This is a genomic window from Streptomyces glaucescens, from assembly GCF_000761215.1.
Classification (GTDB): Bacteria; Actinomycetota; Actinomycetes; order Streptomycetales; family Streptomycetaceae; genus Streptomyces; species Streptomyces glaucescens_B.
Window position 1 is genome coordinate 6,014,629 of record NZ_CP009438.1, and the last position, 13,114, is coordinate 6,027,742.

A 13,114-nucleotide genomic window follows, 5' to 3' on the forward strand; every position below is an offset into this window, starting at 1 on the left:
TTCACCGTGCCCCAGATCGGCCTGCCCCGACTCGTCGAGATCATCAGGGAATGCGCAGGAGACCCCGACGAACGGGACCTGGACGGCGACATCCTCGACGTCACCTACCAGGACCTCGGCTACGACTCCATCGCCCTGCTGGAGATCTCCGCGAAGCTGGAACAGGACCTCGGGGTGTCGATACCGGGGGAGGAGCTGAAGACCCCCCGGCACACCCTCCACCTCGTCAACACCGAGACGGCCGGGGAGGTCGCCTGACATGGCAGCGCGCACGGACAACTCCATCGTCGTCAACGCGCCGTTCGAGCTCGTCTGGGACGTCACCAACGACATCGAGGCATGGCCGGAGCTGTTCTCCGAGTACGCCGAGGCGGAGATCCTCCGGCAGGACGGCGACGGCTTCGACTTCCGGCTCAAGACCCGCCCCGACGCGAACGGAAGGGTCTGGGAGTGGGTCTCCCACCGTGTGCCCGACAAGGGCTCCCGCACGGTCCGGGCGCACCGCGTCGAGACCGGGCCCTTCGCCTACATGAACCTGCACTGGACCTACCGGGCCGTGGCCGGGGGCACCGAGATGCGGTGGGTGCAGGAGTTCGACATGAAGCCCGGGGCCCCGTTCGACAACGCGCACATGACCGCTCACCTCAACACGACGACACGGGCGAACATGGAGCGCATCAAGAAGATCATCGAGGACAGGCACCGGGAAGGACAGCGGACCCCGGCGTCCGTCCTGCCCACCGAACTGCACGCCCAGCAACTGCTGTTGCTGGCCGCCTCCGGGCGCCTGGCGCGGATCGTCCACGTGCTGACCGAGCTGAGGATCGCCGATCTCCTCGCCGACGGCCCCCGTCACGTCGCGGAACTGGCCAAGGAGACGGACACCCACGAGCTCTCCCTCTACCGCGTCCTGCGCAGCGCCGCCTCCGTCGGCGTCTTCGCGGAGGGGCCCGTCAGGACCTTCTCCGCGACGCCCCTGTCGGACGGACTGCGCACCGGCAACCCGGACGGTGTGCTGCCCCTGGTGAAGTACAACAACATGGAGCTGACCAGGCGGCCCTACGACGAGATCATGCACAGTGTGCGCACCGGCGAACCGGCCTTCCGGCGGGTGTTCGGCAGCTCGTTCTTCGAGCACCTGGAGGCCAACCCGGAAGCCGGCGAGTTCTTCGAGCGGTTCATGGCCCACTGGAGCCGCCGGCTCGTCCTCGACGGACTCGCCGACCAGGGCATGGAGCGCTTCTCGCGCATCGCGGACCTCGGCGGTGGCGACGGCTGGTTCCTCGCCCAGATCCTCCGGCGCCACCCGCACGCCACGGGCCTGCTCATGGACCTCCCGCGGGTGGCCGCGTCGGCCGGCCCCGTCCTGGAGGAGGCCAAAGTCGCCGACCGGGTCACCGTGCTGCCCGGCGACTTCTTCACGGACCCCGTCCCCACCGGCTACGACGCCTACCTCTTCAAGGGCGTGCTGCACAACTGGTCCGACGAGCGGGCCGTGACCGTGCTGCGCCGGGTCCGGGAGGCCATCGGCGACGACGACGCACGCCTGCTGATCTTCGACCAGGTCATGGCCCCCGAGAACGAGTGGGACCACGCCAAGCTGCTGGACATCGACATGCTGGTGCTCTTCGGAGGCCGCGAACGGGTGCTGGCCGAGTGGCGGCAGCTGCTGCTCGAGGCGGACTTCGACATCGTCAACACGCCCTCCCACACCTGGACCACGCTGGAGTGCCGCCCCGTCTAGGGCCTGTCCGGATCGTCCCGGCGCCGCGGGGTCCGGCACCCGGCCGGACCCCGCCCGAACCGCCAGCCCCCACGTTCAAGGAGAGCCGAGCACACCATGACACCGCACACGCACGTCCGCGGACCGGGCGACATCCTCCAGCTGACCATGGCCTTCTACGGATCGCGCGCCCTCATCAGCGCGGTCGAACTGGACCTGTTCACCCTGCTCGCCGGGAAACCGCTGCCGCTCGGCGAGCTGTGCGAGCGGGCGGGCATCCATCCTCGCGGCGCGCGGGACTTCCTCGACGCCCTGGTGGCACTGGGACTCCTGGAGCGCGAGGGCGAGGACACCTACCGCAACAGCCCGGCCGCCGACCGCCATCTGGACCGGCGCAAGCCCGGGTACGTCGGCGGCTACGCCCGGCTCGCGGACACCAAGCTGTTCCCCGTCTGGGCACGGCTGACGGAGGCCCTGCGCACGGGCGAGAAGCAGGTGCCGAGCCAGGGCGGCTTCTTCGGCGGCTACGCGGACCCGGAGGCGGCCCGCGGCTTCCTCGGCGCCATGGACGCCGTCAACGGCGGCGTCGGGCACAGCCTGGCCGGCGCGCTCGACTGGACGGAGTACTCCTCCTTCGTCGACCTCGGCGGCGCGCGCGGCAACCTCGCCGCGCACCTGCACCGGGCTCACCCGCACCTGCGGGCCACCTGTTTCGACCTGCCGGAGATGGAACCCTTCTTCCAGGAGCACATGAAGTCCCTGGAGACGACGGACCAGGTGCGCTTCGCCGGGGGCGACTTCTTCACCGACCCCCTGCCGCGCGCGGACGTGTTCATCGTCGGGCACATCCTCCACTACTTCGGTCTCCGGCAGCGCGAGGCGCTGATCGCCCGCATCCACCAGGCGCTCACCCCGGGCGGTGCCGTCCTCGTCTACGACCGGATGATCGACGACGACCGGCGCAGTGCCGCACTGAGCCTGCTCGGCAGCCTCAACATGCTGCTGACCTCCGACGAGGGACGCGAGTACACCCCCGCGGAGTGCGTCCGGTGGCTGTCCGACGCCGGATTCACCGACGTCCGCACCACCGCGGTGAGCGGGCCCGACACCCTCGCGATCGGCCGCAAACCCCGGTGAGGTGGCTCGGCAGGACCGTCTGGCTGGGGCTGATCGGCCTCGGCGCGTTCTGGACCGGGCACCTGCCCCCCGGCCCGTACGGGCAGGACCGGGCCGGGTCCGCCCCGCCGGCCGGACACCCGGAACGGCTCGTCCCCACGGCGCTCACCGCCCAGGAGCTGATCCTGTCGCGCGAGCTGGGCTGGACCCGCTGACCTGCCGGGAACCCCGGCCCGGTGCGCGGCGGGCACCCCGGACCGGGGCACGTCCGCGTCCGCGGGAGTGCTCGGCGGACGTACCGGCCCGCCCGGCCTCCCCGGCGGCGACGCGGCGCCGTCGGGTGCGTGGCCGAGCCGCGCGCCCCGTGGCCGCGGCCGGCGCCGCGGGGACCTCTCACGGGATCCCGTGCCTGGCCGCGCCCCGGTCGGGGAGGCGAGGACCACCAGCGCGCGGCCGGGCCGCGCGGTCAGGTGAAGGTGACCGGGCCGCGCGGTGTGCCGACCGTGAAGGAGAACCCGGCCGGCCCCTCGGCGAGGGCCAGCCCGGTGTCCAGGGCGGCCAGCAGGGGGCGGATCTCCGCCGGGTCGGGAGCCGTCGCCGACAGCCGCAGCAAGGGGGTGACGGGCAGCCCGGCGGCGGTGGGGTGGCGGGAGGCGCCCCAGTCGATGAGGAAGGGCACCAGCCCGGACGGGTGGGCGGAACCGTCCGTCAGCCGCCACTCCAGCAGGGCGCCGTCGGGCGTGCGGCGGCTCATCGCCCGGGCGGGACCGGGATCGTGGCCGCGGGCGCGGGCCGAGGCGATCGCCGCGTCCAGGTCGGTCGTGCGGATCGCCCAGGTCACGGTGCGCGGGCCGGGCAGCAGGTCCACGCCGAACGGCCGCGGGCCGGCCGGGGCGGGCTGCTCCGGGTCCGGGCCGATGATCTCCAGGTACCCGGCGCCGCCCAGGCCGACGAGGTGGTTGCGGGTACCGAGGCCGACATGGGTGCCGCCGGCGGCCGGGGTCACCCCGGTCCGCCGGGTGAAGTCGGCGAGGGTCGCCGCCAGGTCCGGGGTGGCGAGGACGAGGTGGTCCAGGTGTGCCGGAATCGTGTTCACCGCCGCGAGGTTACGCCGACTCCCGCCCCGCCGGGGAACATCCGTACGGGATGATGAGGGGATGATCCGTCCGCCGCGTGCCCTGACGTACGCCTCGCTGCCGCTGTCCGTGCTGCTTCTCACCGGCTGCGGGAGCCAGGGCCGGGCGGCCGACCCGGGGGAGGTCGCCGCCCGCGCACAGCGGCTGGGCATCGCCCCGGAACACGTGTACGCCATCGAAGCGGACGGGTTCGCCGTGGCCCCGCAGTCCGTCGGCGTCCACGGCGACGACGGCTTCTCCGCGGTGTACGTCTCCCGGTCCACCGGCGACCGGATCCAGCTCCGGGTCGACCGCACCGGGACGACCGCGGCGACCTGCCCGGAGCAGCCGGCCGGGGCGTCCTCGCCGGGCGGTTCGGCCACCTGCCGCAAGGACGGCGACGCCTGGTACCGCACCTCCGGCGACCAGCGTGAGTACGCCGTCCCCAAGGAGGGCCACGTCGTCCTGGTGGGCGCGGGGCCCGGCGTCGGCCGGGACGTGCTGCGCGAGGCCGCCCTCGGTGCCCACCGCCCCACGGCCGACGAGCTCGACGCCCTGCTGCCGCGCGGCGGGGCCGGCACCGAGCCCGTGGAGCGCGGCGACCTGCCCGCCGAGGGGGACGGGGCGCCCCTGGACGGCGCGGGCGCGGGCGGCTGACCCCGCCCCGAGGACGGAGGTTCCGCGCGGGCCGGCGGTCCGGACGGACCGCCGCCCGGCCTATGGTCGTGGGCATGGCACCGCGACTGCTCGTCTACACGCGCACCACCGACTACCGCCACGACTCGATCCCGGCCGCCGTCGTCGCCGTCCGCGCGCTCGGTGAGTTCGACGTCGAGCACACCGAGGACCCGGCGGCGCTGGAAGCGGCGCTGGACGGCTGGGCCGCCGTGGTCTTCCTGTCCACCAGCGGGGACGTGCTGACGCCGGCCGGGCGGGAGCGCCTCGCCGGGTACGTGGAGGCGGGCGGCGGATTCGTCGGTGTCCACGCCGCGGCCTGCACGGAGTACGGCTGGCCGTACTACGGGGAGCTGCTGGGCGCCCGCTTCGACCGGCACCCCGCCCACCAGCCCGGCAGGGCGGTCGTGGAGGACCGTACGCACCCGGCCACCCGGCAGCTGCCCGCCGTCTGGGAGTTCACCGACGAGTGGTACGACTTCCGCACCAACCCGCGCGGCGCCGCACGGGTGCTGGTGTGCGCCGACGAGTCCTCGTACGAGGGCGGCGGGATGGGCGCCGACCACCCCCTGGTGTGGTGCCGCAGCCAGGGCGCCGGGCGCGTCTTCTACACCGCCCTCGGGCATGCCGCCGAGGCGTACGGCGACCCGGACTTCCGGCAGCACCTGCGCGGCGGGATCGCCTGGGCGGCGCGACTCGCGCACTGAGCCGGCGGCTCAGCCGCGCGGGGCGGCCGTGCTGCGGCGCGGCACCAGGCGGGTGGAGAGTTCGGTCCGGGTGCTCTCCGGGCGCTCGCCGTCCATCATGCGGACCAGCAGGCGCAGGGCCGTGGCCGCCATCTCCGACAGCGGCTGGCGGACCGTGGTCAGGGCGGGCGCCGCCCAGCGGGCCTCGGGGAGGTCGTCGAAGCCCACGACGCTCAGGTCGTCCGGCACCCGCAGCCCCCGTTCGGCCACGGCGTCGTACACCCCCAGCGCCATCCGGTCCGAGCAGACGAAGACGGCCGTCGGCGGCTCGGGCAGGTCCAGCAGCTCCCGCATGTGCCGACGGGCCACCGCCTCGTCGAACCCGGCGTGCCGGACGTACTCGGGCCGGTGCGGCAGCCCCGCCGAGGCGAGCGCGGAACGGTAGCCCGCGAGCCGTGCGCCGCTGCACAGCGTGCGCCGGCGGCCGGTGATCACGGCGATCCGCTCGTGGCCGAGGGCCAGCAGGTGCTCGGTCGCCGTGACCCCGCCCTGCCAGTTCGCGGCGCCCACCGACACCACGCCCGGCGGCGGTTCGAGCACCGGGTCGATCATCACGAAGGGGATGCGGTGCTGCTCCAGCCATCCGTACTGGCTCTCCGTCAGCTCCGCCAGGTTGAACAGCACCCCGGCCGATCCGCGCGCGGTCAGCTTGTCCAGCCAGCCGCGTTCGGGGCGCCCGGCCCGGCTGCGGCCGAGCGCCGCCGAGACGACGACGTCCAGTCCCGCGTCGTGCGCCGCCTGCTCCACCCCGTGCAGGACGGCGCCGGTCCAGGAACTGTCCAGGGCGTGCACGACCAGGTCCACCATGCCCGGGGCCCGTGCCGCGTCGAACCGGGGCCGGCGCACGTACCCCAGCCGGTCCAGCGCCTCGGTGACCCGGCGGCGCGTTGCCGGAGCCACGTCCTCACGGCCGTTGACCACCTTGGAGGCCGTCGGCACGGACACCCCCGCCTCCCGGGCCACCACCGCCAGCGTCGGACCGGCCGTCGCGCTCGCACGTGCCGTTCGGCCCATCGGAAAACCACCCCTCCGGCCCGCCCGAGGGCCCTCGAAAGCTCTGGTCGGCGTCCTGCTCCCGGACCGTCACCGCGACCCGACGGGACGCCGGTGTAGAAAGCGCTTCCTACCCTAGGTGCTGCCGCAAGGAGACGTGAAGACACCGGAGTCGACGCGGTGCGACTCGCTGAACTCCCGAAACGGCGGACACCTCGGGCGGGAGGGCGTCACGCCACCCGGGTGAGGTCCTCCTGCCGCACCTCATGAGCCGGCGCGAGCCCCCGCGCCCAGCGCTCCAGCTCCTCCACGACGATCCGCCCCAGCCGCTCCAGCTCATTGCCGAGGGAACCCGCGATGTGCGGGGTGAGGAACACGTTGGGCAGGGTGTACAGCGGGGAACCGGCGGGCAGCGGCTCGGGATCGGTGACGTCGAGGACCGCGCTCAGCCGGCCCGACACCAACTCGTCGGTGAGCGCGTCCTGGTCGACCAGCACCCCCCGCGCGGTGTTGATCAGCACACCGCCGTCCCGCATCAGGGCGAGCGCCGACCGGTCCAGCATGCGGCGGGTCCGCGGGACGTCCGGGGCGTGCAGCGTGACGATGTCGCTGTCCCGCAGCAGTTCCTCCAGGGAGGCCGGGCGGGCGCCGAGCGCGACGGCCTCCGCGGCGTCCACGTACGGGTCGTACAGCAGGACCTCGAAGTCGTACGGCCGCAGCAGTTCCAGCAGCCGGCGGCCCACCCGCGAGGCCCCGACGACGCCGACCCGGCGGCCCAGGTTGCCGATGCCGGCGGTCTCGGCTGGCGAGGGGCGGGTGCGCGTCGCGCGGTAGCGCTCGCGGTGCCCGAAGGCGTCCTTCCCCGACAGAAGGATCATCGCCAGGGTGTACTCGGCCACCGGGACGGCGTTGCCGGTGACCGCGCTGGAGACGGTCACGCCGCGCCGCCACAGCGCGTCCCCGGCCAGCGGACGCACCGAGCCCGCCGCGTGCAGCACCGCGCGCAGCCCGGGGACGGCGGCCAGCGCCCGCTCGTCGAGGCGGGGACAGCCCCAGCCGGTGATCAGCACCTCGGCGCGGGCGAGCGCGCCGGCGGCGGCCGGTTCGGCGAAGTCCCGCACGACGAGCGCGGGATCGACCTCGGCGGTCTGCCGCAGCCGGGCCATGAGGGGACCGGGGAAGAGCCGTGGGAGGTGCACCGGATCCATGGCGAACACGGCCCTGGGCGGCTGGGCGCGGGACATGGCTCTCCTGAGGGGCGGAGGTGGCGGGGAGGGCGGGGCGAACGTCCGGGAAAGCGCCTTCTACCGTAGATCGGCGGGGAGGCGGGAGCAATCGGTCCGTGCGGGCCGGTCCCGGGCCGCACCGGGTGCCCGGTGCGGTGCACCGCCGATCGTGCGCACGGTGCCCCGGCGGCGGCGCCCGCGGCGGAATACCCGCGCGCGATGCGACGCTCTCGGATGAAACGGAGCACGAGCGGGCGAGGAGCTGGTTGCGGATGGCGGCGGCGGACCGGACGGGCCCCGTGGTGCGCACACCGTACGGGGCCGTGCGCGGACGCCTCGAACACGGTGTCGCCGTGTTCCGGGGGATCCCTTACGCCGCGCCCCCGTTCGGCCCCCACCGCTTCCGGCCGCCCGTCCCGCCCGAGCCCTGGCACGGGGTCCGGGACGCGCTGGCCTTCGGTCCGACCGCCCCGAAACCGCCGTACTCCGATGCCTTCGCCCAGTACCTGTCCGACCCGGTCGTGCCCGGCGACGACTGCCTCAACCTCAACGTGTGGACGCCCGAACCGGGGCCGGGAGCCCGGCTCCCGGTGCTCGTCTGGCTCCACGGCGGGGCGCTGACCAGGGGTTCGTCCAGCGTCCCGGTGTACGACGGACGCACCTTCGCCCGGGACGGCGTGGTGTGCGTGTCGGTCAACTACCGGCTCGGCGTCGAGGGCTACGGCCTGTTCCCGGACGCGCCCGCCAACCCCGGGCTGCGCGACCAGCTCGCCGCCCTGCGCTGGGTGCACCGGGCGATCGAGGCGTTCGGCGGCGACCCGGACCGGATCACCCTGGCCGGGCAGTCCGCCGGTGCCATCAGCGTCGGCGCCCTGATCGCCGCGCCGCAGGCCCAGGGCCTGTTCCGGCGGGCCGTGCTGCAGAGCGGGGCGCCCGAGGCCTCCGACCGGGACAAGGTGCGGCGCATGGTGCGCCGGATGGCCGCCCGGCTGAAGGTCCCCGCGACCGCCGAGGCCTTCGCGGCCGTCGACCGGGAACTGCTGCTGCGCACCCAGGCCGAGGTGGGCCGGCTGAGCAGCCCGGTCCTCGGCGGGCCCGCCTTCGGGGTGGTCGTCGACGGCGACCTCGTGCCCCGCGACCCGCTCCAGGTGCTGGTCGAGGGCCGGGCCGCGGCCGGGGCCGAGCTGCTCATGGGCTGGACCCGCGACGAGTACCGCCTCTGGCTGGTCCCGGGCGGTCTGCTGGAGCGGGTCGACCGGCTCGGCGCCGTGGCACTCGCCGGCGCCATGGCCCGCTGCCGCGCCGGCCACGAGGTCCCCCGCGGTTACCGCGCGCTGCGCCCCGACGCCGGCACCGCCGAGATCGTCGGCCAGATGGTCACCGACCACCTGCTGCGCCGTCCCCTGCACCGCCTGGCCGACGCCCGCCCCGGCACGTCCTACGTCTACGAGTTCGCCTGGCCCTCCCTGCGTCCCGGCCTCGGCGCCTGCCACGCGCTGGAGCTGGGCTTCGTCTTCGACAGCGGGGACACACCGGAGTCGGCCAGACTGGCCGGTGAGAACGTGCCGCGGGAACTGGCCGAGGCGATGCACGCCGCGTGGGTGCGGTTCGTCACCGAGGGCCGTCCCGGCTGGGAGCCCTGGGGTCCCGCGCACCCCGTACAGGTCTTCGGCGACGGCGAGCCGCACATCGCGCACGGTCCACGGGACGCCGAACTCGCCCTGTGGGCCGCTCCCGGCGCGGCACCCGTGGAGCCCGCCCCCGCGGTGGCCCCGGTCGCGGGGCCGTCCGCCGGTTCGGCGCGGACCACGGAACCCCGGTCGGTCGCGCGTCTGCTGCGCCGCTCCGGCGGAGCCCGCCGGCGCTGAGCGGGCCGGCTGCCGCCCACGGCCACCGTGCCAGGGGCGGCGGTGGTGTTCCGCTCAGCCGGTGCGCAGCGCCCTCGCGATCGCGGTGATCGCCTCGGGGCCGACCCGGCAGCAGCCGCCGATCAGGCGTGCCCCGGCCGACCGCCAGCCCTCGACCCGCGCGGCGGTGAACGTGGCACGGCCGTTCCAGGCGCGGGCCCCGGCGTCCCAGGCCTCCCCGCTGTTCGGGTAGACGACGACGGGTTTGCCGGTCACCCGGGCCGCCGTCGCCACCGCCGCGTCCACGTCCTCGGGCGCGCAGCAGTTGACGCCGACGGCGATCACCTCGTCCGCGTCGGCGGCGAGCGCGAACGCCTCGTCGAGCGGCTGGCCGGCGCGCGTCCGGCCGCCGCCGACGGTGTACGAGAGCCAGGCGGGCACCCCCAGCCCGCGCACCGCCCGCAGCAGCGCGGCCGCCTCGTCGGTGTCCGGCACGGTCTCCAGTGCCAGCACGTCCGGCCCGGCGGCGGCCAGCACCTCCAGGCGCGGCCGGTGGAAGCGTTCCAGTTCGTCCACCGAGAGTCCGTAGCGGCCCCGGTACTCGGACCCGTCGGCGAGCATCGCCCCGTACGGCCCCGCCGACGCCGCCGTCCACAGCGGACGGGTGACGCCCCCGGCCCGCGCCCGGCGGGCCGCCTCACGTCCCGACTCGACGCTCAGCGCCATCAGTTCGGCCGCCCGCCGGGGTCCGATGCCGCGGTGGGCGAAGCCTTCGAAGGTGGCCTGGTAGCTGGCGGTGATGGCCACGTCCGCGCCCGCCTCGAAGTAGGCGAGGTGCGCCTCGGTGACCGCCTCCGGGTGCTCGGCGAGCAGCCGCGCCGACCACAGTTCGTCACCGAGGTCGTACCCGGCCGACTCCAGCTGGTTGGACATCCCGCCGTCCAGCACCACGGCCCCCGCGGCGAGCGCCTCGGCCAGCCGGCCGGGGGAGGCGGACCGCGGGGCCGGTGAGGAGGGGGGCGGGAGCGCGGGAGTGTCGCCGGTCATGCCCCGACGCTAGCCGAAGGGCCCGCTCGGAGCGCCGCGTGCCCGTCTCATGGACAGGATGCCCAGCATGCGGGACGCGGCGGTGCCTCCGCGTGGCCGTGCATGCGCCCCGCCGGACCCGTTGACCTCCGTCAGACACCGCTCTACCTTTTCTGCGTTCGTAATCACAGATGGCAGCCGAAATATCGAACATGCGGCATTCTCGGCCCGCGGGGGGCTGCCCCCGAGTCGTCGAACCGCACTCCGGGACATCGGACCGCACCCCGAACCGAGACGCCGTACCGCGACGAGAGAGGCACTCCGCATGAGCCGCGCCGACCGCGCCGACGATCCGTCCCATGCCCCCCGCCGCCGCCTGGTGCTGAAGGGCGCCGCCCTCGCGGCGGGCGCCCTCGCCACCTCCACTCCCTCGGCCCTCGCCGCCTCCCCGCAGGCGGCGCCGTACGCGAACCCCCTGGTCCGCAACCGTGCCGACCCGCACATCAACCGGCACACCGACGGCTTCTACTACTTCACCGCCACCGCCCCCGAGTACGACCGGATCGTCCTGCGCCGCTCGCGCACCCTGAGCGGCCTGGCGACCGCCGCCGAGTCCGTCGTCTGGCGGGCCCACCCCGCCGGCGACATGGCCGCCCACATCTGGGCCCCGGAGCTGCACCGCGTCGACGGCAAGTGGTACGTCTACTTCGCCGCCGCCCCGGCCGAGGACGTCTGGCGGATCCGCATCTGGGTCCTGGAGAACGCCCACCCCGACCCGTTGCGGGGCACCTGGGTCGAGAAGGGCCGGATCAGGACCGCCTGGGACACCTTCTCCCTCGACGCCACCACCTTCACCCACCGCGGCACCCGCTACCTCGCCTGGGCCCAGCACGAGCCCGGCATGGACAACAACACCGCCGTGTGGCTGTCGCGGATGGCGAACCCGTGGACCCTGACCGGCCCCCAGGTCCGGCTGACCACCCCCGAGTTCGACTGGGAGTGCGTCGGCTACAAGGTCAACGAGGGCCCGTACGTCCTGCGGCGCAACGGCCGGGTGTTCATGACGTACTCCGCCGCCGCCACCGACCACCACTACTGCGTGGGCCTGCTGACCGCCGACGCCGACAGCGACCTGATGGACCCGGCGAACTGGGCGAAGTCCCCGGTGCCCGTCTTCGCGAGCAGCGACACCACCCGGCAGTACGGGCCCGGCCACAACTGCTTCACCGTCGCCGAGGACGGCCGCACCGACGTCCTCGTCTACCACGCCCGCCAGTACAAGGAGATCGCCGGCGACCCGCTGGACGACCCCAACCGGCACACCCGCGTCCAGAGATTCGGCTGGAAGCCGGACGGCACCCCGGACTTCGGTGTCCCGGTCGCCGACACGGAGTGGGTGAACGGCGGCTAGAAAGCGTTTTCCAAACGCTGCCCTGGCGCGGTACGGTCGTCCTCCGCCGGAGCACGTCGTCGGGAACCGAGGAGCCGGGCATGAGACGTTTCAGGACGGCCGCGCTGGCGGCGCTCACCCTGGGTGCGGCGCTGTCCACCGGGCCCGCCGGTGCCGCACCCGCCCACGCCGGTGCCGCCGTCCCCGGCGGCGCCGCGCCCGCGTCCGGGCTCGCCCACTGCGCCGCCGGCACCTGCCACTTCGACGTTCCGCCCGGCACGTACGACGTGCACCTCCTGCTCGGCGGCGACAGCGCGTCCAGCACCCGCATCACCGGCGAGACCCGGCGCGCCCTGCTCCCCGAGACCACCGTCCCGGCGGGAGGGCGCGTCGCCCGCAGCTTCACGGTGGACGTCCGCACCCCCGAGGGCGAGCCGACCGGCCCCGCCGGCACCGCGGGCCTGGACCTCGTCGTCGGCGGCTCGGCCCCCGCCCTCGCCGGCGTCGGCGTCACCCCCGCCCGGCACGCCCGGCAGCTCTTCCTCGTCGGCGACTCCACCGTCTGCGACCAGCCCGGTGCCCCGTACGCCGGCTGGGGCCAGCACCTGCCGCAGTACCTCCGCAGGGGCCTGTCCGTCGCCAACCACGCCGACTCCGGCGAGAGTACGGTCACCTACCGGCAGGACCCCAGGCTCTGGGCCGCCGTCGAGCCGCTCGTCCGCCGCGGTGACCTGGTCCTGATCCAGCTCGCCCACAACGACAAGACGACCGACGGGGCCACCTACCGGGCCAACCTCGAAGCCCTGGTGGACGGCGTCCGCGCGAAGGGCGGCGCGCCGGTCCTCGTCACCCCGGTCGTCCGCCGCTGGTTCAACGCCGACGGCACGCTCGACAACGACACCGCCCTGCTGGTCAACGGTCTCGGGGTGGACCACCCGGCCGTCATCCGCTCGGTCGCCGCCGACCGCCGGGTGCCGCTGATCGACCTCACGGCCAGGACGAGGGCGGTCGTGGAAGCGCTCGGCGTCGAGGCGTCCAAGGCGCTGTACCTCTCCGACGAGAAGCGCGACAACACCCACACCTCCGTCCACGGCGCCACGGTGTACGCGGGCCTGGTGCGCGACGAACTGCTGGCCCGGCACCTGGTGCCGCGGGGCCTCGTCCGCACGCGGTGAGCCCGTGGGACGCCCGGCCGGAACAGGGCGCCCCGGGGCGCTCCTCCGCCCCGCCACCGCGTCGGCGGCTCGCAGCGGCCGG

General features: G+C 74.8%; 13 protein-coding genes. 9 read left to right on the plus strand and 4 right to left on the minus strand.

The genetic code is table 11. From position 1 onward, the window contains the following. Positions 1-6 precede the first annotated feature (6 nt). The 4 genes from SGLAU_RS26010 (at position 7) to SGLAU_RS26030 (ending at position 3,054) form a co-directional block, all read left to right on the plus strand. A complete protein-coding gene (locus SGLAU_RS26010) occupies positions 7-258 on the plus strand; it encodes an acyl carrier protein (RefSeq protein WP_043504919.1) in 252 nt (83 codons plus the stop codon). A gap of 1 nt (position 259) precedes the next feature. Beyond that, positions 260-1,744, plus strand: a complete 1,485-nt coding sequence (locus SGLAU_RS26020; protein ID WP_244315260.1) for a methyltransferase — start codon at positions 260-262, stop codon at positions 1,742-1,744. A 96-nt stretch (positions 1,745-1,840) separates the two neighbouring features. After that, positions 1,841-2,860, plus strand: coding sequence for a methyltransferase (locus SGLAU_RS26025; protein WP_043504920.1), 1,020 nt, complete (start codon positions 1,841-1,843; stop codon positions 2,858-2,860). Continuing rightward, entirely contained in the window at positions 2,857-3,054 is a 198-nt protein-coding gene (locus SGLAU_RS26030; protein ID WP_043504922.1) for a DUF6059 family protein, read from the plus strand. The genes SGLAU_RS26025 and SGLAU_RS26030 overlap by 4 nt, the downstream gene beginning before the upstream one ends. 251 nt (positions 3,055-3,305) lie before the next feature. Here the strand turns inward: SGLAU_RS26030 and SGLAU_RS26035 are convergent, their stop codons facing one another. Next, positions 3,306-3,935 carry a VOC family protein gene (locus SGLAU_RS26035; RefSeq protein ID WP_043504923.1) on the minus strand — a complete coding sequence of 210 codons (630 nt, stop codon included), beginning with the start codon at positions 3,933-3,935 and terminating at the stop codon, positions 3,306-3,308. Between the two features lie 61 nt (positions 3,936-3,996). On the opposite strand from SGLAU_RS26035, the gene SGLAU_RS26040 reads away from it, so the two are divergent. Further along, entirely contained in the window at positions 3,997-4,611 is a 615-nt protein-coding gene (locus SGLAU_RS26040) for a hypothetical protein (RefSeq protein ID WP_043504924.1), read from the plus strand. Between the two features lie 74 nt (positions 4,612-4,685). Then, positions 4,686-5,336, plus strand: a complete 651-nt coding sequence (locus tag SGLAU_RS26045; protein WP_043507043.1) for a ThuA domain-containing protein — start codon at positions 4,686-4,688, stop codon at positions 5,334-5,336. Positions 5,337-5,345: 9 nt separating this feature from the next. Here the strand turns inward: SGLAU_RS26045 and SGLAU_RS26050 are convergent, their stop codons facing one another. Continuing rightward, positions 5,346-6,389: a LacI family DNA-binding transcriptional regulator gene (locus tag SGLAU_RS26050; protein ID WP_043504925.1), complete on the minus strand. Its 1,044-nt coding sequence runs from the start codon at positions 6,387-6,389 to the stop codon at positions 5,346-5,348. Between the two features lie 209 nt (positions 6,390-6,598). Further along, positions 6,599-7,612 (minus strand): hydroxyacid dehydrogenase, encoded by a 1,014-nt coding sequence (locus tag SGLAU_RS26055; RefSeq protein WP_208868947.1) that lies wholly within the window; start codon positions 7,610-7,612, stop codon positions 6,599-6,601. 254 nt (positions 7,613-7,866) lie between these two features. Here SGLAU_RS26055 and SGLAU_RS26060 point away from each other — a divergent pair, with 254 nt between their 5' ends. After that, positions 7,867-9,462, plus strand: a complete 1,596-nt coding sequence (locus SGLAU_RS26060; RefSeq protein ID WP_208868948.1) for a carboxylesterase/lipase family protein — start codon at positions 7,867-7,869, stop codon at positions 9,460-9,462. Between the two features lie 54 nt (positions 9,463-9,516). Here SGLAU_RS26060 and mmuM read toward each other — a convergent pair whose 3' ends face one another. Next, complete coding sequence (mmuM, locus tag SGLAU_RS26065; protein WP_078957899.1) at positions 9,517-10,488, minus strand: homocysteine S-methyltransferase; 972 nt, start codon at positions 10,486-10,488, stop codon at positions 9,517-9,519. Between the two features lie 304 nt (positions 10,489-10,792). Here mmuM and SGLAU_RS26070 point away from each other — a divergent pair, with 304 nt between their 5' ends. Beyond that, entirely contained in the window at positions 10,793-11,878 is a 1,086-nt protein-coding gene (locus SGLAU_RS26070) for a family 43 glycosylhydrolase (RefSeq protein WP_043504926.1), read from the plus strand. An 80-nt stretch (positions 11,879-11,958) separates the two neighbouring features. Then, the gene (locus tag SGLAU_RS26075) at positions 11,959-13,032 is read left to right on the plus strand and encodes a rhamnogalacturonan acetylesterase (RefSeq protein WP_043504927.1); all 1,074 of its coding nucleotides are present in this window, start codon (positions 11,959-11,961) and stop codon (positions 13,030-13,032) included. Positions 13,033-13,114 lie beyond the last annotated feature (82 nt).